Source organism: Agrobacterium sp. FDAARGOS_525 (assembly GCF_003938925.1).
GTDB classification, from domain to species: domain Bacteria; phylum Pseudomonadota; class Alphaproteobacteria; order Rhizobiales; family Rhizobiaceae; genus Agrobacterium; species Agrobacterium pusense.
The window spans coordinates 833,282-857,564 of the sequence record NZ_RKIU01000004.1 but is presented as its reverse complement, the minus strand read 5'-3'; the positions used below and the strand labels follow the sequence as shown (position 1 = coordinate 857,564).

The following is a 24,283-nucleotide window of genomic DNA, read 5'->3' as shown; positions in this document are numbered from 1 at the left end:
CGAGAATGACCAAGAAGATTTGGCTTGTATAGGCGGATCGCGGCAATCTTCCTGCGGATTTCCGCATAAAGCTTGCGGGAACCCGCAGGACGAAAGGCCACTGCCGGGCGCAGAATGAAGAATGCGGACCCGATGGGTTAAATCTTCGCCGCAGGAATTGGAGGCAGACGCTTGGGAGGGCGTCCGCACATGCTGGATACGCCGAAAAGTGCTCTTTTTCATCACTATATGGGCATTTCGAGGCTGCTCGCCGGGCAGCTGGAGTTTAATGCCATCATTCAGGCGGTCGCAACCGAGATCAGCCATATCATCCCGCATGATCACATGGATGTCTGCATCAAGCAGCTGGATGACAAGTATCACATTGCCTATGAGAGCGGTCTGGTCAGCGCCTGGAGCCGACAGCCGCCCGCACTTCTCACCGGAAGCCCGATCCGGTCGCTGTTGTCGGGCTCGGTCGAATATCTTTTAAGCGGCGACGCCTGTTCCGATCCGCGCTTTCATTTCGAAGGGTCATTTTCCAGCCCCATCATCGAACTTGGCCTGCACAGCCGCCTGCATGTCCCCATGAAGGTGCATGGCGACATCATCGGTGCGCTCAGTTGCTCCTCGCACCAGTCGAACGCCTATACGATGGAAGATGTCACCAACGCCCGCGCCGTTGCGGATTTGCTGGCGCCCTATTTCTACGCCATTCGTGCCGCTGAACAGGCCAAGCGCTCGGCCATCGAGGAGGCGCGCGCCAATGCCCGCGAAGAAGGCCTGCGCCTCGGCGCGCTGCAATTGACGGAAGCGCTGGAGGCCGAGCGGCAGCGCATCGGCATGGACCTGCATGACCAGACTCTGGCCGACCTGACGCGGCTTGCGCGGCGTATCGAGCGCATGAGCCACACTCCCGATATTTCCGGCGAGATGCTGGAGCCGGTGGTGCGCAGCCTGCAGCACTGCATGCAGGATCTGCGCGAGATCATCGAGGAGGCGAAGCCTTCGATCCTGCAATTGTTCGGCGTCGTTGAAGCCATCGAGACCTATGTGGACCGCTCCGTGCGCGACAGCGGATGCGCTATCGACTGGTCAGTGAAGGACGAGACGGAGGGGCTGGTTGAAAGGCTGGACAAGACGGTGGCCATATCGCTCTTCCGCATCGTGCAGGAGGCCGTGAACAATGCCATTCGCCATGCCCAGCCCGAAACGATTGCCGTGAGACTGGCCGCAATCGACGGCGGGTTGCGGGTGACGGTGAGCGATGACGGCAATGGCGGCGGTGACAGTGGTGCCCCCGGCGGTCTAGGCATGGGCAACATGAAGACGCGGGCGCGGCTGATCTCTGCCCGGTTCGACAGAGGCGGCAACCGTGGTGGGGCGGGTACATGCATCACCGTCACCCTGCCTGCGGGCGCTTTCAATTTCCGGGAGGAGATGTGACATGGACGTGCTCATCGTTGAGGATGATGCCCTGCACCGGGCCTATCTGAACGAGGCGGTAAGAGCCGCCCTGCCGGAATGCGACAAGGTGCTGGAGGCGGCAAACGGCAGAACCGGCGAAAAGCTGGCGCGGGAAAATCGCGCCGCCCATATCGTCATGGACTTGCAGATGAACGAGCGCAACGGCATCGAGGCGGCCCGCACCATCTGGAAGGAAAGGCCGGATACCCGCATCCTGTTCTGGTCCAATTATTCCGACGAGGCCTATGTACGTGGCGTTTCCCGCATCGTGCCTGAGGGTGCCGCCTATGGCTATGTGCTGAAATCCGCCTCCGATGACCGACTGCGGCTGGCCCTTCGCAGCATCTTCATCGAGGCGCAATGTGTGATCGACCGGGAAGTGCGCGGCCTGCAGGAGAAGAGCCTCGGCAAGGCGCATGGCTTTACTGATTCCGAATATGAAATTCTTGTCGATGTCGCGCTTGGACTTACCGATAAGGCGATTGCGCGCCGGCGGAACCTGTCGCTGCGCAGCGTGCAGAACCGTCTGCAAAGTCTCTACGAGAAGCTGAACGTGCATCAGGCGGCCGGCGATGACGAGGCGGAAGGCCGGTATAATCTTAGAACCCGCGCCGTTACCGTCGCTTTCCTGCGCAAGCTTTTGAATTACAGCGCGCTGGAAAAGGCCGAGCGCGAACTGGCGGAATGGCTGGGAGGCCGCTGACCTGTCAGGGTAAAAAGGCCAGCAGACGTCGTTCATCCGCCCTGAGGCCGGAGACGGGTTTTGCCCCGACCTTCAAGATGCGGCTGAGCTTTTTCTGGGCCTTTTCCTCCGTGGCGATATCGAGAACAGCGGGGTGCACATAGCTCTTGCGGCAGATGGCAGGCGTATTGGAAAGCTCGGTCGCCGCAGCCTGGCACATGCCTTTTATGCTCGGTTTTTCACCGGCTGCCACATGCTCCATGGCGTTGCAGAAGGCCGCGAGCGTTCCGCCCCAGGTGCGGAAGGTCTTGGCGGAAATGCCCTGGCCGCCGATGCGTGAGAGATATGCGTTGAGATCGCTGGAATCGACGGAGTGAACCCGGTTTTCACTATCCTGCCAGACGAAGAGTTCCTTGCCGGGCAGATCGGCGATCTCTTCAAGAATTTTCTGGAGGCGGGGGTGGCGTAATTGCCGTTTCACCTTCTGCCCGCCTTTGGCGGCGAAGCGCAATTCGATGGTTTCACCGAAGGAAACGTGCCGCTTGAGCAATGTCGTTGCGCCATAGGTGCCGTTACTCTCAAGATAGGAGCGATTTCCGACGCGCAAATAGGCGGCATCAAGCAACAGGGTGAGGGCTGCAAGCGTCATTTCCTGCCCGTGGTCCTGTTTACCGACGTCGGCCATGGCGCGACGGCGGATGGCAGGGAGCGCCCTTCCGAAGCTTTTGAGCTGGAAGAACTTCGTTTCTCCCCTGAGCGTATGCCAGTCGGGATGATAACGATATTGCTTTCGGCCGCGGGCATCAAACCCGGTGGCCTGCAGATGCCCCGACGGGTCGATGCAGATCCAGACATCCTTATACGCGGGCGGTACACCGAGCGATTTGATGCGCTTCAGCTCATCACTATCGCAGAGGAGTTCGCCGCCCGGCAGCCGGTAACAGAAACCGCGTCCGCGCTTTTCGCGGGAAATACCCGGTTCCTGATCGCTGACATAGGCAAGTCCGATTTTGGCAAGAAGGCGGGTTGGCGGCTGTGGCATTGTTTTTCCCGGCAGGTTTCACGCTGCGGCAAACGAAAAACAGGCCGCCTTCGTTCCGGCGGCCTGCTGTTCCTGTCATGGCTTTCTCAGGTGGCCTTGGCGATCCGTAAAATTTGCGAGTTGCCGCCGCCGCGTTCTTCAGTCACGGCGTAGACAGCGCCATCCGGACCCACTTTCACATCACGAATGCGCGCTTCCAGCGGCAATCGGCTTTCCGTCGCAACCCTGTCGCCGTCAATGTGCAGGATGACGAGGCCTTGGCTCACCAGACCGCCGACGATGAAGGCCCCCTTCCACTCGGGAATCTGGTCGCCGTCGTAAAAGGCCATGCCGGACGGGCCGATGACGGGGTCCCAATAATAAACCGGCTGTTCCATGCCTTCCCTCGCGGTGGCGCCTTCGCCAACGGACCGGCCGCTATATTCGACGCCGTAGGTGATCACCGGCCAGCCATAATTGAGGCCCGCCTTCGGCAAGTTCAGCTCATCGCCGCCTTTCGGGCCATGTTCCACTGTCCAGAGCCTGCCCTGTCCATCCAGCGCTGCCGATTGGAGGTTACGGTGGCCATAGCTCCATATCTCGGGGAGGGCGTTCTGCTGGCCGGCGAAGGGGTTGCCCTCGAAGGCCTTGCCTTCGGCATAAATGCGGAAGACCTTGCCGAGCCCGCTCGAGAGGTCCTGCGCCTGCACACGCGGCGTTGCGTCTGAACGTTCACCGACAGTGACGTAGAGCTCATTGTTCTGGCCGAAAACCAGCCGTGATCCGAAATGCTTGTCGCCATCATAGGTCGGCATCTGGCGGAAGATCACCGAGACGTCTTCCAGTTTCGCCGCTCCACCGTCTTCTGTCAGTTTGGCCGATGCGACGGAGGTGCCGTTACCGCCCTCACGCGGCTCGGAAAAGGAGAAGAAGATTTTACGGGAGGTTTCGAAATCGGGCGCCAGCGCTATGTCGAGAAGCCCGCCCTGTCCATCGGAAGCCACCTCCGGCACGCCTTCTATCGCCGACCCGGCCTTGCCGTCAGCGACGATATGCATGGCGCCCTCCTTGGCAGCGACGATCATGCGACCATCGGGCAGGAATTCCATGGACCACAGATGCGGCAGACCATCGGCGACGACGGTTTTTTCGATGCTCGGCTGGGCAGTAGCCTGCGGCGCGCGCGTCTGGCCCTCAAAAGCCGGTTTCTGATCCGGCGCATTCGGCCGTTTCGTTTCGGCAGCCGGGGCGGTCTGTGCGTTGGCTGCACCGGCCAAAGGAACGGCAAGCATCGCGCACAGGATCGTCGAATTCAGAAATCGGTTGTTGTGGAACATGGGTCTCCCTTCCGTCGTTTAGGTCACGCAGGAAACCATTTGGGGAGGATTTCGTTTCCTTCGACAGTTTCAAGAAAACTTGATCATTGCGTGTGCAGGCGTCACGCTCTTTTCTCATCCATGCGAATTCATAGGGAACCGCGAGCCGTGCGCTGCGTTTGGCCTCTGTTATACGGAGGGCGCCATGCAAATCATCGACAACAAGACCATAGACGCGAACAGAACCAAGCCGATCCTCAACGTGGCGGAGTTCTGCCGCCGTTATCGGCTCGACAAGGCTGAGGAAGTCAGGCTCAGAAAGCTGTTCGGTGAGTTCGCCTCGCGGCATGAGCTTCTGATGAACGCGCAGCGAAAGCCGAACTTCCGCTGATCATTCATCCTCGTCGTGGGATTTTCCGAAGATCATGAAGACATCATAGCGGGTGTTCTTACCCAGTATCTGATGTGAGGGTCTGCGAACACCCGGCATCGGGTCGGCGCGGAGCGGCCACTTCAGAACCACCCGCTTCGTCGCATTCTCCAGCGCAGCCTCCATCAGCTCAACCTGGTCCGGGTCGGCGCCGACCAGTTCTCTCAGCACCCGCATCTCTTTTTTCACCAACGCCGTGTTTTGGCGCGGCGGATGCATGGGGTCGACAATCACCACCTCCGGTGACAGCTCTTTCAGCAGATGCCGGGAGTCGCCATGGAGCAACGTCATGCGCGCCGCCGCCTCGGCATAAGCGCCGCCCGCTTCCAGTGCACGACGAATGCCGTCAGCGAGGTGGGCGTGCATTTCCGGCGAGCGCTCGATGAGGGTGACGTCAGCCCCGAGCGATGCGAGCAGGAAGGCATCCCGCCCGAGGCCAGCCGTGGCATCGACGATTTTTGGCGTGCGGCCCTTGGTGAAACCTGCGGCCTTGGGCAGTGCCTGTCCGCGCCCCTCGCCGGAACGAAAACGGTGCCCCACCGCGCCGCCGACGAAATCCACCACGAAACTATCGTTTTGTTCCTTCATATCGACCTCAGAACGGAGAGGGCACGGTATAGATGACATCCCGGCCGTCCGGATGACGGAATGCCACTTCCTGCGCATGCAGCATCAGGCGGGGCGCGGCGGAAAGCGCCTCACCTTCGGCATAAAATTCATCGCCGAGAATGGGATGGCCAAGCGCCTTCATATGCACCCGCAATTGATGGGTGCGCCCGGTGAGGGGAGTGAGCGCCAGCCGCGTCGCTGGAAGCGGCAGTCGTTGCAGCACCTGCCACAGGCTCTGCGCGGACTTGCCATTTTCGTGGTCGACCCGGTGGCGGGGCTTGTTCTCGGGATCGATGGCGAGCGGCAGGTCCACTTCTCCGGCCTCTCCCTCAACCTCTCCCCAGACAATGGCAACATAGGATTTGCGCGTCTGGCGGTTTTCAAACTGCGACGCAATTGCCGCGTGCGCCTTGCGGTTCAGCGACATCAGCACGATGCCCGAGGTGTCCTTGTCCAGCCGGTTGATCATCAGCGCTTTCGGGAACTGCTTCTGCACACGCGTCATGAGGCTGTCGGAAAGCGCCGGATCGCGCCCCGGCACCGATAACAGCCCGCTCGGCTTATCAAGCACCAGCAGATCGTCATCGCGGTGCACGATGGTGAGCCAAGGGTCGAGTGGCGGATTATAGATAGGGTTGGAAAGCTCGGATGACATGTCGCTTCCTTAGCACGAATTGCGCATTCGGACAGGCGGTAGAGCATTTCCAGGAAAGGTGGCCCCGGTTTTCCGACCGGAAATGCGCCGAAATAAAGAGTTAGAGGGTTTCCGCGATTCCAAGAAAAGCGAAAACTCTAGTCGGGAATATGGAGATTGACGCGTCCGCTGGTCAGGTCGCTGAGGAGCTGCGTTAGTCGTTCAGTTTCCTCGGCCGGAACCGAAAGCACCATATCCGCGCCGGTGCCGGTAAAGTCTTCCCTCTCAAGCCGCAGGTTCGGCGTGGCGGAGAGGCGTGATTTCACCAGTGCCAGGTCTGAGAAAGGGCAACTCAGCGTGGCGCTGACATAAGCGATGACCGGTGACGTCTCGCCGAGGCGAAGACAGGCGGCCGCCGTGCCGCCATAAGCGCGCATCAGCCCGCCGCTACCGAGCAGAATGCCGCCAAACCAGCGGATGACGAGAACCGCGACATTGTCGAGTGACTGACCGTCGATAGCCTGAAGGATCGGTTTACCGGCCGTTCCCGAGGGTTCGCCGTCATCGCTAAAACGATAGGTCTGACCCGCTCGCCATGCCCAGCAATTATGGTTTGCATCGGGATCGGAATGTGCCGCGAGGAATGTTTTCGCATCCTCTTCACCCGTCACCGGCGCGGCAAAGGCGATGAAGCGGCTTTTCTTGATATCCTGCGAAAAGGTGACGGGGCGGTCGAGCGTGAACATGGGCGCTTCAATATCGCATATATTCGCCTGCGGAAATCGCTATAAGGCTTTCAACGGTGAAGATGGCAATGGAGAGGGTTTTGGGCGAGGCGAGGCAGGTCGCAATTATCGGCGGCGGACCGGCGGGGCTGATGGCGGCAGAGATGCTCTCGGCTGCAGGCCATGCCGTGACGGTGTTCGAGGCGATGCCGACAGTGGCGCGCAAATTGCTGATGGCCGGAAAATCCGGTCTCAACATCACCCACGCCGAAGATTACGACAGTTTCCGCCACCGGTTCGGCGATGCGGAACCGAGGCTGCGCGCCGCTCTCGATGATTTCACGCCTGATATGCTGCGCGACTGGGCGCAGGGGCTGGGGCAGGAAACTTTCGCCGGCACTTCGGGCCGGGTGTTTCCCACCGTCATGAAGGCTTCGCCGTTGCTCCGGGCATGGCTCGCCCGGCTGGAGGCGCAGGGGGTGACCATCAGGCCGCGGCATCGCTGGACGGGTTTTTCCGGCGAGCACCTGGTTTTCGCGACACCGGAGGGCGAGATCATCATCAAGGCCGATGCCGTTCTTCTGGCGCTCGGTGGCGCAAGCTGGCCGCGTCTCGGTTCGGACGCCGTATGGGTTCCGGCGCTGGCGGAGAGAGGCGTGGCGCTTTCCCCGTTCCGCCCCGCCAATTGCGGTTTCGACGTTGACTGGAGCGATGTCTTCCGCTCGCGTTTTGCGGGGGAAGCGGTGAAATCCACCATCACCATTTCGCCAGCCGGAGCCTTTCAGGGCGAATTTGTCATCACGAAGCATGGTATTGAGGGCAGCGTGATCTACGCCCATTCCGCCGCGCTGCGCGACCGGCTGGACGAGGCGGGCAAAGCGTCGCTCGCAATCGATCTTGCGCCGGGACGTACGGTGGAACGCCTCAGCGGCGATCTGGCGAAACTCGGACGGAAAGAGAGCTTTGTAAACCGCATGCGCAAGGCGGCCGGCTTATCGGCCGTGAAGGCCGGGCTCCTGCGGGAAATCTTTCCCGACATCGCCGCCATGCCGGACGAGTTCGTTGCCGCGAGAATAAAGCATGCAGAGATACCGCTCTTGCGGACGAGGCCGATTGCCGAGGCAATTTCGTCCGCCGGCGGTATCGCGTGGAACGGCCTTGATGAAAACTACATGCTGGAAAAGCTCCCCGGCATATTTGCTGCCGGGGAAATGCTGGATTGGGAAGCGCCCACCGGCGGTTATCTCCTGACCGCCTGTTTCGCCAGCGGCAAGGCGGCCGCAAAGGGCATGGCCGCGTGGCTCGAAGGCTCAGCCTGACAAACGTTCAGCCATGCCTGCTTCCTCACCATGTGCGGTTCGGACGAGGCAGCGCATGATGGCATCGGTGGTGATTGCACCAAGCGCCTTGCCGTTTTCTCCGACGACCGTGGCGCTGCTGACATTTTCCCGGACCAGCGCGCGCAGGCCCTCTTCAACCGTCATATCCGCATCGAGCTGAAGGCGGGACTGGCCGGCAAATTCCGGCTGCACCACGGCGCCAAGGCGAATGACGCGGCCGCGATTGACCTCCTCCACGAAGGCCTCGATATAACTGTCCGCCGGCGACATGACGATTTCGGCGGCCGTTCCCTGCTGGATGATTTCGCCATCGCGCAGAATGGCGATCTTGTCACCCAGCCGCAGCGCTTCGTCGAGATCGTGGGTGATGAAGACCACGGTCTTCTTCAGCTCCTTTTGAAGTTCCAGCAGCACCGTCTGCATGTCGACGCGGATGAGCGGATCGAGGGCCGAATAGGCCTCGTCCATGAGCAGGATTTCGGCATTGTTGGTGAGCGCCCGGGCGAGACCCACACGTTGCTGCATGCCGCCGGAGAGCTGGTTGGGGTAATGGTTGGAGAAGCCCTCCAGGCCGACCCGCCTGATCCAGACCTCTGCCCTTTCTTCGCGCTCGCGCTTGTCGACGCCCTGCACCTCAAGGCCGTAAACGACATTCTGCAGCACGTTGCGGTGGGGCAGGAGACCAAATTTCTGGAACACCATCGCCGTCTTGTGGCGGCGAAATTCCAGAAGATCCGCTTCGTTGAGGCTGCACACGTCTGTGCCGCCATAGAGGATTTCGCCGGCGGTCGGGTCGATCAGCCGGTTGACATGGCGGATCAGCGTGGATTTGCCGGAGCCGGAAAGGCCCATGATAACGGTGATCTGCCCGCCCGGCATGGTGATGTTGATGTCACGCAGGCCGAGCACATGGCCGTGCTTGGCGTTGAGTTCCGATTTGGACATGCCGGCTTTGACGGCTTCGACATGATCCCCCGCTTTGGAGCCGAAAATCTTGTAAAGACTGCGAATTTCGATCGATTGACTAGCCATGCGCCACTTCCCGGTGTTTTTGCAGGCGAAGGCCATAGGCCTGGCTGATGCGGTCGAAAATGATGGCGATGCCGACGATGGCAAGCCCGTTGAACACGCCGAGCGTGAAATATTGGTTGGCGATGGCCTTCAGCACCGGCTGGCCGAGGCCCTGCACACCGATCATGGAGGCGATGACGACCATGGCAAGCGCCATCATGATGGTCTGGTTGATGCCGGCCATGATGGTGGGCAGCGCAAGCGGCAGCTGAACTTTAAAAAGCTTCTGGCGTTTGGAGGAGCCGAAGGCATCGGCCGCCTCCAGAACGTCACGGTCGACCATGCGGATGCCGAGATTGGTGAGCCGGATCATCGGCGGAATGGCATAGATGACGACGGCGATGACACCTGGGACACGGCCGATGCCGAGAAGCATGACGACCGGAATAAGATAGACGAAGCTCGGCATCGTCTGCATCACGTCGAGAACGGGGTTGATCACGTTCTGCAGGCGGTTGGAGCGCGCCATGGCGATGCCGATGGGCAGGCCGACGATAATGGACAGCACGGCGCAGACGAAGATCATCGAAACCGTCTTCATCGTGTCTTCCCACATGCCGAACCAGCCGATGGCGAAGAGAATGCCGCAACAGAGCGAAACAATGGTGGCGCTGCGGCTGCCGAACCAGGCAAGAGCGCCGACAATAAGAATAACGACCGGCCAGGGGGCGCCGATCAAAAGCCTTTCCGCCCAGATGAGGAAGCTCTGGAGTGGGGTGAACAACCCCTCGATTGCGCCGCCATAGGTTCGGGTGAACGCCCGGAACCCCTCGTCGATGACTTTTTTCAGCGCGCGCAGAGCATCGTCATTCATGGTCGGAAATTTGAAAAGCCATTCCATATCCTGTTCTCCATGACGAACCGGAGGCGGGGATCGATGTCCTCCGCACTCCGGGAGTAAAATCGCCAGAGCGCCGCGCGGCCAACTGGACGCATGGGCGGAACGCTCTGTTGAACCGGCGCATCGTTATCAGCCAAAGCCGGGTAGCCGATGCGGTTCGGCGTCGCCGCGGGAGACGCCGGTTGCCGGGCAGATATGTCAGGACGCGCTTTTTAAAGGGCGGCCTTGACCTTTTCCGCGACCTCGGGCGAGACCCAGCCCTTCCACAGGGCTTCGTTGTCCTTCAGGAACTGCTTGGCGCCGTCTTCGCCGGTGGCCTGATTATCCGTCATCCAGGCGATCAGCTTGTTGACGGTGGCGTTGGTCCAGGCACGCTTGTTGAGATAATCCATTGCCGGACCGGCACGATCGGCAAAGGATTTGCTGACCAGCGTTTGTACGTCATCGATCGGCCAGGCGTTCGGCTTCGGATCGGCGCAATCGGCAACGGATGTGCAGCGTTTCCATTCGGCCGCGTCGTACTCAGTGCCGAATCCAAGTTTCACCATTTCGTATTTGCCGAGCAGGGAGGTGGGCGCCCAGTAATAGCCGACCCAGGGCTGCTTGGCTTCATAGGCCTTGGCGATGGAGCCGTCGAGACCTGCGGCAGAGCCGGTGTCCACGAGGGTGAAGCCGGCCTTCTCGCCGCCAAACGCCTTGAACAGCTGCGCGGTGACGACTGTGCCGCCCCAGCCCTGCGGGCCGTTGAACACAGCACCCTTGGACTTGTCTTCAGGCGATGGGAAGAGCTCGGGATGCTTGAAAAGATCGGGAATTGTTTTGAGATCGGGGTTGGCGTCAGCGACGTATTTCGGAATCCACCAGCCCTGAACAGCGCCATCGGAAAGGATTTTTGCGGCCGCGACCACTTTGCCGCCTTCCAGACCCTGCTTGACGATTTCCGGCTGCAGGCTGACCCAGGCCTCAGGTGCGATATCCGGCTGGCCTTTTTCGGCCATGGAGGTCAGTGTCGGCACCGTATCGCCGGTAACGATTTCGGCGGAGCAGCCATAGCCTTTTTCGAGAATGAATTTGTCCAGGTTGGCGGCAACTTCAGCGGATTGCCAGTTCATGCTGGCGATTGTTACGTTTCCACAGTCGGCGGCATGGGCTGCGCTGCCTGAAAAGGCGAAGCCGGCGGAAAGAATTGTGGCACCCAAAAGTATTTTCATTGTTGTTCCCTCTGGTCGCGGTGTGGCGATGACCCGGGCGCTGACGGCACCGCGACCGCCAGCACCCTTATTGAGGCTTAATAAATCTTTTGTCGCCATCCCGTTTGCGGCAATTTCTGGCGTATTGAGGATGCCATTCGCCGGACGAAGGCGCGATCACAGGGCCATATTAGCGAAAATTTCGGAATTAAGATATTGAAACATATAGTTTTTTAGCGGCGCCTCAACGATATTTCACAAGCGAGGGAACTTTTTCATTTTTTTGAAAAGTCTTGGAACAATCAGGCGAAGTTTCTGTTCTCTTGGACTTTTATCCCGTTCTGTATTACGGGAGATTTCTTCTCGATTTTTGTGGTGATTTTGAATGACCAATCTTCATGCTGCCCCGGTATGGCCCATCGGCGGCGGTGAAACTGGTGAGCTTGTGCGCCGCTTCGACTGGTCGAAGACATCGCTTGGTTCGATTTGCGACTGGCCGCAAAATCTGAGGCAAAAAGCCAATTCCGTCGTCAATTCACCTATTCCGCAGGTGCTGATGTGGGGCCGCGATCATGTGATGATCTACAATGACGGTTATGCGGAGATCGCCGGTAATTACCATCCGCAGGCGCTGGGCGGCACGGTACCCGGGATCTGGCCGGAAATCTGGGACTGGAATAGCCGCATTCTCGAAGCCGGTTTTCGCGGTGAAGTGTTGGCATATCGCGACCAGCCAATGACGCTTATGCGACATGGCATACCGGAAGAGGTGATCTTCGACCTGTTTTACACGCCTATCTATAATGAAGGTGGCACGGTTGATGGCGTATTGTGCACCGTGCTCGAAAATACCGACAAGGTGAAAGCCGTTGAGGCTATGGAGCAGAGCCGCAAGGAATTGAGCCGGCTCACCAACGCCCTGCCCATTCTGGTCGGATATGTCGATCGCGATTACATCTATAAATTTGCCAATGACGGTTATCTCGAATGGTTCGGCCGAAGTGGTGAAGACGTCATCGGGCGCAGCGTTCCCGAGATTGTCGGCGAGGCATTTTTCGATGCGCGCAAGGCCTATCTCGACCGGGCGCTTGCCGGTGAGAAGATCGTTTCGGATACCGTCATCAGCAGACCGGATGGCACCAAGCGCGCCGCTGAAATCCGGTATGTTCCGCGCTACATTGCCGACGGCTCCGTCGACGGCATCTATGTCCTGATCATCGATATCGAGGAGCGGAAGCGCTCGGAGCAGGAAATCCTCATCAGCAACAACCGTTTCCGCGCGGCGGTGGAGGCCGTGCACGGTGTGCTGTGGACCAACAGTGCCGAAGGCAGGATGCTGGGTGAGCAACCGGCATGGGCGGCGTTGACGGGCCAGACGCCCGAAGAATATCAGGGCTTCGGGTGGGCGGACGCCGTTCATCCGGAAGACAGGCAGGGTTCAGTCGATAGCTGGAACAAGGCGGTCGCGGAAAAATCGACCTATATCTGGGAACATCGCGTGCGCAGACATGACGGTGTCTATCGTACTTTCGCGATCCGCGGCGTGCCGATTTTCGACAAGTCAGCTGCTATTGCCGAATGGGTCGGCGTTCACACCGATATCACCGAGCAGCGCCGTGCCGAAGATACCCTCAAGGAACATGCGAGCAACCTTGAGCGTGAAATTCGCCATCGCATCCGGGCGGAAGAGCAGCTCCGGCAACTGAATGAGGGGTTGGAAGCCCGGGTCGAAGCTGAAATGGCGGAGCGCCGTCAGACCGAAAAGGCCCTTCAGCAGGCGCAGAAAATGGAATCGATCGGTCAGCTGACCGGTGGCGTGGCGCATGATTTCAACAATCTACTGCAGGTGATCGCCGGCAATCTGCAATTGCTGGCGAAAGATGTGATCGGCAATGAACGTGCGGAGCGCCGGCTGGAGAATGCGCTCGCGGGCGTCCAACGTGGTGCGAAGCTCGCGAGCCAGCTTCTGGCCTTCGGCCGCCGTCAGGCGCTGGAGCCGCGGGTCATCAATATTGCCCGTTTCGTAACCGGCATGGATGACCTGCTTCGCCGCTCGCTTGGTGAGGCGATCGAGGTGGAGGTCATCACGTCAGGCGGCCTCTGGAACACCTATGCCGACCCCAACCAGGTGGAAAACGCGCTTCTCAATCTCGCGATCAACGCGCGCGATGCCATGGAAGGGCACGGAAAGCTCACCATCGAGGTAGCCAATGCTGTTCTCGACCGCGATTACGCCCGCAAACATTCCGAGGTCACGGCCGGGCAATATGTGATGCTCGCGGTAACCGATACGGGTTCGGGCATGTCGCCGGAGATACTCGAAAAGGTCTTCGAACCGTTCTTCTCGACCAAGCCCGAGGGCAAGGGCACGGGCCTTGGCCTTTCCATGGTCTATGGTTTCGCCAAACAGTCCAGCGGGCATGTGAACATCTATAGCGAGGTGGGGCAGGGCACCACGGTGAAAATGTATCTGCCGCGTTCCGCAGCCGATGAGGACAGGGAGGTCGTGGTGCATAACGGCCCTGTCGAAGGTGGGACGGAGACGATCCTCGTGGTTGAGGACGATGAAGAAGTGCGCGGTACGGTCGTCGAAACTCTGAGCGATCTCGGTTACAGGGTGCTGACCGCACGCGACGCACAGGCGGGTTTGACGGTGGTGGAAAGCGGCATTCCGATCGATGTCATCTTCACCGACGTCGTGATGCCAGGCCCCTTGAAAAGTCGGGAAATGGCGCGTCGCGCGCAGGAGCGGTTGCCCAATCTCGCCGTTCTTTTCACCTCGGGTTACACCGAAAACTCCATCGTGCATGGCGGCAAGCTGGATGCAGGTGTGGAACTGCTATCCAAACCCTATACGCGTGAAGCGCTGGCGCGGCGCATCCGCCACGTCATAGCCAACCGCAAGCAGGTTTCGCTGTCGAGGGCGCGGCCTGGTTCTTCAAAAATCCCCGAACCCGCCATGGCGGTCGACAACCGGGAACGGTCAATCCAGGTTCTTCTGGTCGAGGATGACGAGCTGATCCGGATGAATTCCATGGAGATGCTTTCGGAGAGCGGCTTTGCCGTTGTTGAGGCTGGCAACGCGGCGCAGGCGCTGAAGGTTATCGAGTCGGAGCAGATCGACGTTCTCGTTACAGATATCGGCCTGCCGGACATGAAGGGCGGTGAACTGGCGGTGGAGGCCCTGCGCCGCAGGCCGGGTCTTGCCATCGTCTTTGCGACGGGCGACAGCCATCTGCCGGAGGGGGCGCCGGAAAGCGCAGTCCTGCTCACCAAGCCCTACGATGAACAGCAGATCATTGCCGCCGTTGAAAAGGCCCATACGGCGAGGCCGGTGGCGGCCGAATAGGCCGCCTTGATGCCGGTTCAGTAACCGCGGTCCATGTCGACGGTTTCCGGCAGCTTGCCCGTTTCCCGCCATGTGCGGACGTTGCCGGCCACGATCCGCGCCGAACTCTCCCGGCTTGTCGGCGCGGAAATATGCGGCAGGACCGTAACTTTGGGATGCTGCCAAAATGGCGAAGCCGCAGGGAGTGGCTCGTGTTCGAAGACATCGAGGACGGCATGCGAGAGCTTGCCGGAATCGAGCGCCGCGATCAACGCATCGGCGACGATGACGGCGCCGCGGGCGAAATTGATGACTGACGCGCCCTGTTTCATTGCGGCGAGACGGCGGGCATCGAGAAGACCGCGCGTCGCATCGGTAAGCGGCACAAGGCAGATGAGAATGTCGCTTTTTTCCAGCAATGCCTGCAGCCCTGCATCGCCGGTCAACGTTTCCACGCCTTCGATTATCTTGGCCGAACGGCTCCATCCTGCGACGTTGAAGCCGGCATGGATAAGACGCTCCGCCGCGGCCGCGCCGAGTGCTCCGAGCCCCAGGAGACCGATGGTCATCTCGCCGGGGTGGCGGTAATCCAGTTCCTGCCAGAGCGCCTTTCGCTGATTTTCGCGATAGGCGGGCATGTCACGCTGCAGATAATAGGTCCATGCCAGCACCGCTTCGGCCATGACGCGGGAAAGTTCCGGGTCCTTCAGCCGAACGATGGGGGGAGCCTTGCTGCCCAGTTCCAGCACCAGCCGCTCCACGCCCGCCCACAGGCTGTGGATCCATTTGAGGCCGGGAAGAGCGGCGATATCGGCCGGATCGGGATTGGCGACAATGGCAAATTCCACTGCCCGCCGCTGCTCGTCCGTCAATTCGGAAAAGGAGAGGATCTCCTCCTCCGGCATGGTGGCGCGCAACGCCTGTTTCCAAACGGCCTCCGTCTCTGCGTTCATCCGTGAAACAAAGGCGATTGGTGAAGACATGGTATTGGTCCTGCTTGCGATTTTTGCGTGACGCCATCAATGCGCAATTTCGGCGGGTAATGCCATGGGTGGAATGGGGGAATTTGTGATTCTTCCGTCATGCCGGACTAGATCCGGTATCCAGCCGCCGCGCGTCTGCGCGGCGCCAAGACTTTTTTCAGCCCAAGGACTTGGGCTGGCTGGACCCCGGCTCGGGGGCCGGAGTGACGGAGTGTGGATCCAACCGGCCTGTTAAATCTCTGCCACTACGCATCTTCTTTCACCGGCGGCTTTGCATCGCCGTAATAGGCCGAGAACGACTCGTGGTAATGCTCCGAACCGCCAGGTCCGGCATAACGCTGCAGTTCCGTCATGTCGGTCTTGTTGAGCACGATGCCGAGCGTCTTGTTGGCGATCTGCGGTTCGTTGGCCATCAGGTTCTGCACCATCTGGATCGGTGTCTTGCCCCATTCGGTGACGAAGACGAAGCCGTCCACCTGCGGCGCAAAGGCCTTGGCGTCGATGACGGGCACAACGGGTGCAAGGTCAACGATGATGTAGTCGCAGGCCTCGCGAGCCGAGTCGATAAACTTGCGCATGCCGGAAGAGGAGAGCAATTCGCTTGAATGGGCGAACTGGTTGCTGGTCGAAACCGGCAGAATGCCCATCTTGGTGCGCGTGTCCACTTTCACCGCCTGCGTCCACGGCACCTCGTCAAGCACGACCTCCACCAGACCGGCGGATTGGCGCGTGGTCAGCATGCGGCTGAGACCCGGATTGCGGATGTCGGCATCCACCACAAGCGTGCGCTTGCCGGTGGAGGCGATCAGGCCCGCGAGGTTGAGCGCAACGACCGATTTGCCCTCATTCGGCAGGCAGGAAATGACGCCGATGACCCGGCACTGGCGCTCCTGAATGACGACATCCGCCGTCAGTTTCACGTTGCGCAGCGTTTCCGCAAAACTGGAGCGCGGACTGTCAACGGCAAGGCGCAGCATTTTCTGGAACGAAACCTGGCCGCTGTCCTCAAGCGTGGCATTCTCGCCGCCGGGGGTTGCGGCGCTGTTTCCGGTCTTGGCGTTTTCCACACCCCTTTCGCCGATGAAGGGGAGGTAGCCGAGAAAGCGCATGCGCAGGTTATCACGCACATCGTTGCCGGTGTGGAAGAAGCGGTCGCGGAATTCGAGAAGTGCCGCAATGCCCCCACCCAGCATCAGGCCCAGTACGACCGAAAGCGCCATTGTCATGGTCTTTTTCGGGCTGGAAGGCGATGTGGGAAGACCGGCCTCGGAGATGATGCGGGCTTTGGCGATCGGCAGCGACTGCTTCTGCGAAGCCTCTTCGAAGCGTCCGAGATAGGACTGGTAGAGGGTGCGCAAGGCCGTCGCCCGCTGCTCGAGCTCGCGTAGCTGCACCATGGTGATATTGGCTTCCGAATTACGGCCAGCCACCTTGTCGATACTGTCGCGCAACGACTGTACGCGCGAATTGGCGACGTCGTATTCGTTCTTGAAGCTGCCGGTCAGCTGCTGCAGTTCCTGGAAGATCTGCTGCGCCACTTCTTTCTTCTCGGCGTCCAGCGCGGCTGCCTGCGGATGGTCTGCTCCGAACTGCTGCACAATGCCCCGCTGCCGGTCGGAAATGGTGATGTAGCGCTTGCGCAGATCCTGAATAACGGAATTGTCGGTGTCACGGGCCGAGACGACGGCGTTGTCCACGGCCGTTTCCGGGCCGCGGTCGATGATGGATTTATACTGATTGTAACGGGCGGAGGCCGTCGCGGCATCCGCCTGTGCCGCAATCAGCTGGCCATTGAGATCGGCAAGCTGGCCTTCCGACATCAGTTCGCCGCGCGAGGACACGATATTTTTGTCGGACCTGAATTTCTGCACCGCAAGCTCTGCCGCCTGGGCGCGCTGGTTAAGGTCGGTCAGGCGTTCCTGCAACCAGACAGAGGCCCGCTCGCTGGCGTCGAAATTGGCGTTCAGCTGCTCGGTGAGATAGGCCTGCGCGTAGGTCTTGGCGATGTGTGCGGCCAGCTGGCGGTCAGTCGAACGGGTGGAGATTGCGATGACGGAACTGCGACCGACCCGCTCCACAGTCAGCGACTGCTGCAGCACGGCGGCAGCCTTTTCGCGGCGCCCGGCACGGATTGCGGCTTCGGAGACCGGCGGATCGCCCGGCAGGACGAGATCGAGGATACCGCGCACGGAGGATTTGACGAGCTCGACCGGCGACATCGGCGGATTGACGATGGTGTCGTTCTCGTCAAGCTTGGCCTTGTCCACCACGGTCAGCGCCATTTCCTTGGATTTCAGGATTTCCACGGCGCTGGCGATGCGGTTGTCGACGATCTGGGCAGCGGGCACAGGCGATTCCTCTTCCGCATAACGGGAGAGGCTTTCATCGAGCAGCACCTGCGTCATCGCCGTATAAACAGGGGTCGCAAGCACCAGGTAAAGTCCGGCCAAAACTACGGCGGCAATGACGGAGGCGGCAATGACGTTGGCACGGCGCACCACGGCGGCCCACAGGCGGTCGAGGTCGATGAACGTGTCGGAATCCTTGCCGGACTCCGGAAAACCGATATTGGATTTAAAGGTCTTGTGGTGCATGGACCTACCTTGTGAATTAAAAATGGTACGCGGGAAGCCGAGCAACTCTCGCCTTCCCGCCTCCCGTTATGGTGCGCCGGCCGCCTCCCCCGGCGGCGCGATGAAAGTCAGGCCGCCTGCACGCGGCTTTCGTGGTTTGCCACCAGTTCCTTCACCGAAGCGAGAACCTGCGCTTCCATGTCGGCGCGCAGCAGCGAGAAGGCGACGTTGGCGGCGATGAAGCCCTGCTTGCTGCCACAGTCAAAGGTGCGGCCGCTATATTTCTGCGCATGGAAGGCCTGCTTTTCGGCGAGCCGCTTCATGCCGTCGGTAAGCTGGATTTCGTTGCCCGCGCCGCGCTCCTGCTTGGCGAGAATATCGAAGATTTCCGGCTGCAGAATATAACGGCCATTCAGGTAATAATTCGAAGGCGCCCTGGATGGTTCCGGCTTTTCGACCATTTCGGTCACGGCGAAGCCGTGATTGACCTTCTGGCCGACGCCGACGACGCCATAGGACGAAACTTCTTCCGGCAGGCATTCCTCGACACCGAGAATATTGCCGCCGACTTCATCGTAAAGCTCCATCAGACCGGCAATGCAGCCGCGCGCGCCATAGGAGACCATGTCAGGCAGCAGCAGGGCAAAAGGCTCCTTGCCCACCAGTTCGCGCGCGCACCAGACGGCGTGGCCGAGGCCAAGCGGCACCTGCTGGCGGGTATAGCTGACGGTGCCGGCAACCGGCAGCATCTTTTCCAGCTGCAGCACCTGCACGGTCTTGCCGGAGCGGGTCAGCGTGTTGATGAGTTCAGGCGCGCTGTCGAAATAGTCTTCGATGGCGGTCTTGTTGCGGCTCGTGACGAAAATAATGTGCTCAATGCCGGCCTGCATGGCTTCATCCACGGCATATTGAACGACCGGCCGGTCGACGATCGTCAGCATTTCCTTTGGCATCGCCTTGGTGGCGGGCAAAAACCGCGTGCCGTTGCCGGCTACCGGAATGACGGCTTTTCTGACAGTTCTCTTCAGGTCCATCGCGTTCTCCTTCATCAAGGTTTGATCTGTCCCCAGTCCCCGCGCAGACATGGTCCGCGCGCAAATTTTATGAAATCTGCCTTTTCACCCCTGTATTCGCCGAGGGCGCAAACACGGCGTCCCGCAGCCTCCTCAGCCGCACTGCAATCGGCATTCTCAGGTGCCCCAGCACGGCAGGATCTCGGATTGTGGTCTTCAAGGCGCCGAGTACCGAGCGGCGCTTGATGTTGTCCACCAATGTCAAAAAATTATGCGCCAGCCGCAGGCTGCGGGCTCTCGCCTGCTGCGCGTCCATGGCGGCCGGCAGCAAGGTGTAGTGGCTCAGGAATTCTTCGTCCGCCCGCATCATCGCTTCGACGTGATGAAGTTCGAGGACGCGGGAAATCGAACCTTCGCGGATATTGTAGATGTAACCCGGCTTCGGTTCGATGACGCAGAGGCCGCCAGCGGCAAGCGCCGAGGCGAGAAGAATATAGTCTTCGCCGATGCGGATATCCTCACGGAAGCGCAGTGCTTCGTTATTAAGGAAATCGCGCCGGAACATCGGTTTCATGTAGCCGAAATTGAAGGTGGAGCGGAACAGGATGTTGGAAGAAATAAAGTCCTCCAGCGTGAGAACAGGCCGTTCCTCCAAAAACTCTTCGGGAAACATCGTCTCCATCGGCCGGCCATCGGTGTAGACGACATCGAGATTATCGACAGCGATGTCAGCGTTGGCGGCTTCTGCCCGGCACATCATGCAGGCGGAGCGCTCCGGGCGGATGACATCGTCGGAGTCGAGCACGGCGATCCAGCGCCCTGTCGCGGCCTCGATGCCGGCATTGCGGGCGCCGCCCGGACCGCGGTTTTCTTCGAGCGCAAGCAGCCGCACGCGCGTATCGATTGCGGCGATCGCTTCAACGAAGGAAATGGTATCGTCAGCAGACTGGTCGTCGACGACGATCACTTCCAGCGTCACGCCCTGCTGATCGAGCGCGCTTTGAACCGCGGCCTCAATCGTATCGGCGGCATTATAGGCGGCGATAACGAAGCTGATGTCTGGCGGAGAGGTGAGGTTTTCCATCAGGTCGCCTCCACGGCACCATATTGCCGGATTTCGCGCACACCGAAGGCGCCGCTCATCGAACCCATATGCAGCGCGCCTCGCAACGCATAACGGTTGCGGCGTACGGCATTGAAACCGCTCAAGGCGGCAAAAAGAGCGCAATAAAGCACTTTCGAACCAGCTTTCACCACCTGGACGACGCGGCGCGCACCGGGTTTCTTTTCAGCCAGCACCCGTCCATGGGTCTGGCCGGAACGGAACCGGCGCTTGGCAAGCCATAGAAAGCTTGCCCGATTTTCCGGAACCGGCTCCGACAAGACAGCGTCTTCCGCAAAGACGATACGGCCGCCAGCGGCGTGGAGATGCGAGAAGAAATGTGTGTCTTCGCCGCCGCTCTGGCCAAGCGCCAGCGCGAAGCGCCGGCCCTTTACCGATGGCGCTTCCATCCTGAGCAGCGTGTTGCAGGTATAACCGGTGATGATCTCGCCATTGACCCAGACGGGAACGGTCGAGTGGAAATCTCCGCGTTTCATCCAGCCCGGCGCGTTGTCCCGGTAAACCGCAGTGACGGGGCCAAGAACGGTTTCTGCACCGGTCTCGTCGGCCTTTTCCAGAAGCGCGGCCAGCCAGTGTGGCGGCGCCGTTTCGTCGTCGTCGATAAAGGCGAGATAATCCGCCTTGCATTCCGACAGGCAGGCATTGCGGGCAATCGAAATATTAGATTTCGGGCAATGCACATAGGTGATCTCGAAGGGGGCGGTTTCGCGCAGGCGATCGACGCTTGCCTTTGCGCTGGGCTCCTCGTCATTATCGGCGACAATCAGCCTAACTTTCACGCCTTCAGGCACATCCAGCTCGAAGAGTGACAGAAGTGTGGCGACAAGCGCCGGGCGTCTGTAGGTGCAGATGCCGATATCGACGGTCTTGAGATATTGTGTGCCGGTGACGGTGTTGTCGGTCATGAGACAGCCTTTCTTCCCCGGAATTTCAGGAGTTCCAGCCAGAAGCCGGTGGACCAGGCCAGATGCATCACCATTGCCGAAAAAGCGGCGAGCGGGCCGTATGGATTTTTCTGACCTATTGCCATCCACAAGCCATAACCCACACATGCGGCAATCCAGAGGCCGAGCGGAATAAGGGCTGCCCAATGCACCAGCGACAGCAGCGCGAAGATGAAGACCGGCAACACGGCGAGCGGAATCATCTGGCGGATTTTCGGGATGGAGCGATGTTTCAACAGGTTCTTCGCCCGGCCGCGGCCATAGGCGAGATATTGCTTGAAGAGCGGCATGACGCTGGCGCGCGGATAATAGGTCATGCGGGTCTTGTCGGTCATCCAGATGCGGAACCCAGATTTGCGCAGCCGGAAATCCAGCTCCGCATCCTCATTGTGGCTGAAGCTCTCATCATAACCGCCGACCGCATCGAAAGCGGCAATCCGCATCAGCGCGTGGTGCCCGTGATCGATCCAGTGGCCTTTTGCGCCTTCGCGGTGCTTGGAACCGCCATTGCCGAGCTTGGAATTCTGGGCAATGGCAGTCGCCTTCTGGAACAGGCCGTAGCCGACCGTATCCATCGCGACGACAACGGAGTCCGCACCCGTCCGTTCAGCGTCCTCGATCAGCCGCTGGCAATAATCATCGGGATAATCGCCATGGGCGTCGATGCGGATGAGATAATCGAAATCCTCGCCGAAGGTGGCGACGGCAAGGTTGATGCCGGCGCTCTGGATACGCTTCGGATTGGCAAGAAGCGTGACGCGTTCGTCCTTTGCCGCAAAGGCGGCAACGATATCGCGGGTTCCATCCGTGCTGCCGCCATCGGCGACGACGATGCGGAACAGGCGCCCCTGCATTGCGCCGGTGAATTTGACAAGCAACCCCTCGATCGTCTTCGCCTCATTGAAGCAGGGTATGACGATCAGCGTTCTGATGCCGGAATGACCTGGACCTTCCATGATTTGCCCCCTACGCACTACACGGGTGAAAACTGCGCTTCACGGGCGTGGCCGGAAGCGGATTTGGCGAGTGAGGACAATTGCTGCACCAGCAGACGGCAATCGTCGCGGTCGGTCAGCCATTGTTTCCTGTCTGTTGCCGACAGGGTGTGGAAGGCATCCGCATAGGTTTGCGGGGTCATCCGGTTGAAGAGGGCGGCAAGATCGTCAGCGCCCGCCTGTTGCAGGACGAAGCCGATATTGCGTTTTTCAATGAAGCGAGCCGTTTCCGTGCCGGAAAGTGCAATCGGCAGAGTGCCGTAAAGGCAGCCCTCGTAAAGCCGGTTGGGCAGCAGCCAGCTGGAATTCTGGCCTTCTTCGAAAAAGTCGATGGCCCAGGTAAGTTGCACCTCGTTATAGATCGCGGCCAGGTCCTCGGGGTTTTTGTAAGGTCCGTTGAAATGCACATGTGGAGCAGCCGCCACGAAGCCATCGAAATCAGCAAACTCCGAATAGGCCGGCCGGCCACGCAGGATGATTTCGACCCTGCCTTCCATGCGGCGAGCGAACTCAGCGAGAATTTCAAGCGATTTGCGGCAGCGAAGCGCGCCGAACCAGCCGATTTTCCATGGCTCGCCGGGCGCGGGCGCCCGTGGTCTTGGCGTGGCGGCAATGGTGTCGTCGAGCGCCAGCACCTTGTTTTCCTGCAACAGGACAGGAAGGTCGAGGCCCGACACGGGCTTGAAATAATGCTCCACGAATGCCGGGGAACTTGTCACCAGAAGCTTTGCGTCGCGTGCGAAATAACGCTGCGCGGCATTCAGCATCTGTCCGGGCTTGCCTTCGTTGAGCAGCAGGCGATGAATATCGAGACATTCGTAAACCAGCGCCGGGCGGCCGGAATAGATCGACATGGCGCGCTTTGCCAGAGCCAGCATTTCGAGGTTCCTGGCGAGAACGACGTCGGGTGCCGGAATTCCGTTCAAGACTTTGCCGAGCGAAAGGCTGGCTTTCGCCACTGCCGCCATGCGCTGCAGAAATTGCCCGTCGGCGGTTTCTCCGAGCACGACAGGTACGACGCCTTCGATCTCCGCCAGCCGGTTCTGTCCGCGCCGGAAACCGGCCAGCGTGACCCGCGCCCCGCCTGCAAGCAGCGTCAGCACCCGCCGACGAATGGCGGGGTCTGACAGATCATGCGCGAGGTAGAGAATATGGATCATGCAGGGTTCCGGTCGGTTCGCGGGTCAAAGACGCCGCAGCACAGGATTTGGTTCAAAAAAATCGGTCAATTCAGAGCGCAGGCAATGCTTTCCGGGAACTGGCATTTATCGCCGAGCGCGGTGAAGGCGAAGCGGTCAACGACCATCTGCGATGGCCCGGCATAGGCAAACTTGCCCATCCAGTCCTTCAGCGTATCGGTGCCCCACAGGCTGAAGAAAATCTTCTGGGCGTTCTGCGGAATTTTCGTCGCGTCCGTCACCTCATGAACGAGCTTGCCGTTGACGTAATAACGCAGGCGCTGCGGTTCCCAGACGAAGGCATAGTCGTTGAAGCCGGCATCGGCGCCGCCTTCCACCGGCACCAGCTTCTCATTGCCGCCCTTGGCGGACACATATTGATTGAGCTGCACCTGACCGGTATTTTTGCCAAGAACCTCAAAGTCGATTTCGTCGTGCGGTTTTTTGTCGGTCGGGCCGATATAGGTGAAGAAGGCGGAGTTCAGGCCAGGGCCGGTGGCGGCCTTCATGCGCGCTTCATAGGTGCCGTAACGATAACGGCCCTTGGTCTGGATTTCACCGCAGGCGAAGTTGCGGTCGCCAGCCTTGGCTTCCTCGAAGCCCAGCATCAGCTGGCCGTTCTCCACCGTTGCCAGCTTCTTCGACCAGGTGCAGTTCTGGTGCGCGCCATTGTTCCAGCCGTCAGAAGCGTACCAGAAGCTTCTGTCCATCTGGTCGAAATTCTCCATGAAGGACGTGCCATTGCCCTCTTGGGCGTTGACGGGGGCCGTGAATGCCGTTGCAGTGAGGGCGGCGGCAAGAAGAATGCGTGTCTGAACGCGGGTGACAAATGTTGTCATTG

At 60.0% G+C, this 24,283-nt stretch carries 21 protein-coding genes; 5 read left to right on the top strand and 16 right to left on the bottom strand.

Annotation, left to right across the window (positions count from 1 at the left end; all coding sequences use genetic code 11):
- The first annotated feature begins 189 nt into the window (after positions 1 to 189).
- Entirely contained in the window at positions 190 to 1,425 is a 1,236-nt protein-coding gene (locus tag EGT36_RS20310; protein ID WP_125270917.1) for a GAF domain-containing sensor histidine kinase, read from the top strand.
- A 1-nt stretch (position 1,426) separates the two neighbouring features.
- On the top strand, positions 1,427 to 2,149 hold the full coding sequence (locus EGT36_RS20305; protein ID WP_035207518.1) for a response regulator transcription factor: 723 nt from the start codon (positions 1,427 to 1,429) through the stop codon (positions 2,147 to 2,149).
- A 4-nt stretch (positions 2,150 to 2,153) separates the two neighbouring features.
- Here the strand turns inward: EGT36_RS20305 and EGT36_RS20300 are convergent, their stop codons facing one another.
- Both EGT36_RS20300 and EGT36_RS20295 read right to left on the bottom strand, forming a co-directional pair.
- Positions 2,154 to 3,170, bottom strand: coding sequence for a DNA topoisomerase IB (locus tag EGT36_RS20300; protein ID WP_004437641.1), 1,017 nt, complete (start codon positions 3,168 to 3,170; stop codon positions 2,154 to 2,156).
- A gap of 86 nt (positions 3,171 to 3,256) precedes the next feature.
- Positions 3,257 to 4,486, bottom strand: coding sequence for a PQQ-dependent sugar dehydrogenase (locus EGT36_RS20295; protein WP_125270916.1), 1,230 nt, complete (start codon positions 4,484 to 4,486; stop codon positions 3,257 to 3,259).
- A 184-nt stretch (positions 4,487 to 4,670) separates the two neighbouring features.
- On the opposite strand from EGT36_RS20295, the gene EGT36_RS30580 reads away from it, so the two are divergent.
- Positions 4,671 to 4,856, top strand: coding sequence for a hypothetical protein (locus EGT36_RS30580; protein ID WP_004437649.1), 186 nt, complete (start codon positions 4,671 to 4,673; stop codon positions 4,854 to 4,856).
- Here the strand turns inward: EGT36_RS30580 and EGT36_RS20285 are convergent, their stop codons facing one another.
- From EGT36_RS20285 to EGT36_RS20275, 3 genes are all read right to left on the bottom strand, one after another.
- A complete protein-coding gene (locus EGT36_RS20285) occupies positions 4,857 to 5,483 on the bottom strand; it encodes a class I SAM-dependent methyltransferase (RefSeq protein ID WP_125270915.1) in 627 nt (208 codons plus the stop codon).
- 7 nt (positions 5,484 to 5,490) lie between these two features.
- Positions 5,491 to 6,159, bottom strand: a complete 669-nt coding sequence (locus tag EGT36_RS20280; RefSeq protein WP_022563420.1) for a pseudouridine synthase — start codon at positions 6,157 to 6,159, stop codon at positions 5,491 to 5,493.
- A gap of 137 nt (positions 6,160 to 6,296) precedes the next feature.
- Entirely contained in the window at positions 6,297 to 6,884 is a 588-nt protein-coding gene (locus tag EGT36_RS20275) for an IMPACT family protein (protein WP_125270914.1), read from the bottom strand.
- Between the two features lie 68 nt (positions 6,885 to 6,952).
- Between EGT36_RS20275 and EGT36_RS20270 the strand changes: the two genes are divergently transcribed.
- Entirely contained in the window at positions 6,953 to 8,182 is a 1,230-nt protein-coding gene (locus EGT36_RS20270; RefSeq protein ID WP_125270913.1) for a TIGR03862 family flavoprotein, read from the top strand.
- On the opposite strand, the gene EGT36_RS20265 is transcribed toward EGT36_RS20270, so the two are convergent.
- The 3 genes from EGT36_RS20265 to EGT36_RS20255 all read right to left on the bottom strand — a co-directional run bounded on the left by EGT36_RS20265 (position 8,174) and on the right by EGT36_RS20255 (position 11,326).
- Positions 8,174 to 9,235: a quaternary amine ABC transporter ATP-binding protein gene (locus EGT36_RS20265; protein WP_004437660.1), complete on the bottom strand. Its 1,062-nt coding sequence runs from the start codon at positions 9,233 to 9,235 to the stop codon at positions 8,174 to 8,176. The genes EGT36_RS20270 and EGT36_RS20265 overlap by 9 nt on opposite strands.
- Complete coding sequence (locus EGT36_RS20260) at positions 9,228 to 10,115, bottom strand: ABC transporter permease (protein WP_006698119.1); 888 nt, start codon at positions 10,113 to 10,115, stop codon at positions 9,228 to 9,230. Before EGT36_RS20260 ends, EGT36_RS20265 begins: the two co-directional genes overlap by 8 nt.
- Positions 10,116 to 10,327: 212 nt before the next feature.
- Positions 10,328 to 11,326, bottom strand: coding sequence for an ABC transporter substrate-binding protein (locus EGT36_RS20255; protein WP_125270912.1), 999 nt, complete (start codon positions 11,324 to 11,326; stop codon positions 10,328 to 10,330).
- 364 nt (positions 11,327 to 11,690) lie between these two features.
- Between EGT36_RS20255 and EGT36_RS20250 the strand changes: the two genes are divergently transcribed.
- Positions 11,691 to 14,654, top strand: coding sequence for a PAS domain-containing protein (locus tag EGT36_RS20250; RefSeq protein WP_125270911.1), 2,964 nt, complete (start codon positions 11,691 to 11,693; stop codon positions 14,652 to 14,654).
- A gap of 17 nt (positions 14,655 to 14,671) precedes the next feature.
- On the opposite strand, the gene EGT36_RS20245 is transcribed toward EGT36_RS20250, so the two are convergent.
- From EGT36_RS20245 to exoK, 8 genes are all read right to left on the bottom strand, one after another.
- Positions 14,672 to 15,616: a 2-hydroxyacid dehydrogenase gene (locus EGT36_RS20245; protein ID WP_125270910.1), complete on the bottom strand. Its 945-nt coding sequence runs from the start codon at positions 15,614 to 15,616 to the stop codon at positions 14,672 to 14,674.
- Between the two features lie 245 nt (positions 15,617 to 15,861).
- Entirely contained in the window at positions 15,862 to 18,210 is a 2,349-nt protein-coding gene (locus EGT36_RS20240; protein ID WP_172965679.1) for a polysaccharide biosynthesis tyrosine autokinase, read from the bottom strand.
- A gap of 107 nt (positions 18,211 to 18,317) precedes the next feature.
- Positions 18,318 to 19,223 carry a UTP--glucose-1-phosphate uridylyltransferase gene (locus tag EGT36_RS20235; RefSeq protein WP_004437677.1) on the bottom strand — a complete coding sequence of 302 codons (906 nt, stop codon included), beginning with the start codon at positions 19,221 to 19,223 and terminating at the stop codon, positions 18,318 to 18,320.
- Between the two features lie 67 nt (positions 19,224 to 19,290).
- On the bottom strand, positions 19,291 to 20,286 hold the full coding sequence (locus EGT36_RS20230; RefSeq protein WP_125270908.1) for a glycosyltransferase family 2 protein: 996 nt from the start codon (positions 20,284 to 20,286) through the stop codon (positions 19,291 to 19,293).
- Positions 20,286 to 21,230, bottom strand: a complete 945-nt coding sequence (locus EGT36_RS20225) for a glycosyltransferase family 2 protein (protein WP_006698114.1) — start codon at positions 21,228 to 21,230, stop codon at positions 20,286 to 20,288. Before EGT36_RS20225 ends, EGT36_RS20230 begins: the two co-directional genes overlap by 1 nt.
- Entirely contained in the window at positions 21,227 to 22,225 is a 999-nt protein-coding gene (locus EGT36_RS20220) for a glycosyltransferase family 2 protein (RefSeq protein WP_125270907.1), read from the bottom strand. The genes EGT36_RS20225 and EGT36_RS20220 overlap by 4 nt, the downstream gene beginning before the upstream one ends.
- 17 nt (positions 22,226 to 22,242) lie before the next feature.
- Positions 22,243 to 23,424 (bottom strand): glycosyltransferase family protein, encoded by a 1,182-nt coding sequence (locus tag EGT36_RS20215; protein ID WP_125270906.1) that lies wholly within the window; start codon positions 23,422 to 23,424, stop codon positions 22,243 to 22,245.
- Positions 23,425 to 23,489: 65 nt separating this feature from the next.
- Positions 23,490 to 24,281: an endo-1,3-1,4-beta-glycanase ExoK gene (gene exoK / locus EGT36_RS20210; RefSeq protein WP_125270905.1), complete on the bottom strand. Its 792-nt coding sequence runs from the start codon at positions 24,279 to 24,281 to the stop codon at positions 23,490 to 23,492.
- Between the last annotated feature and the right edge of the window lie 2 nt (positions 24,282 to 24,283).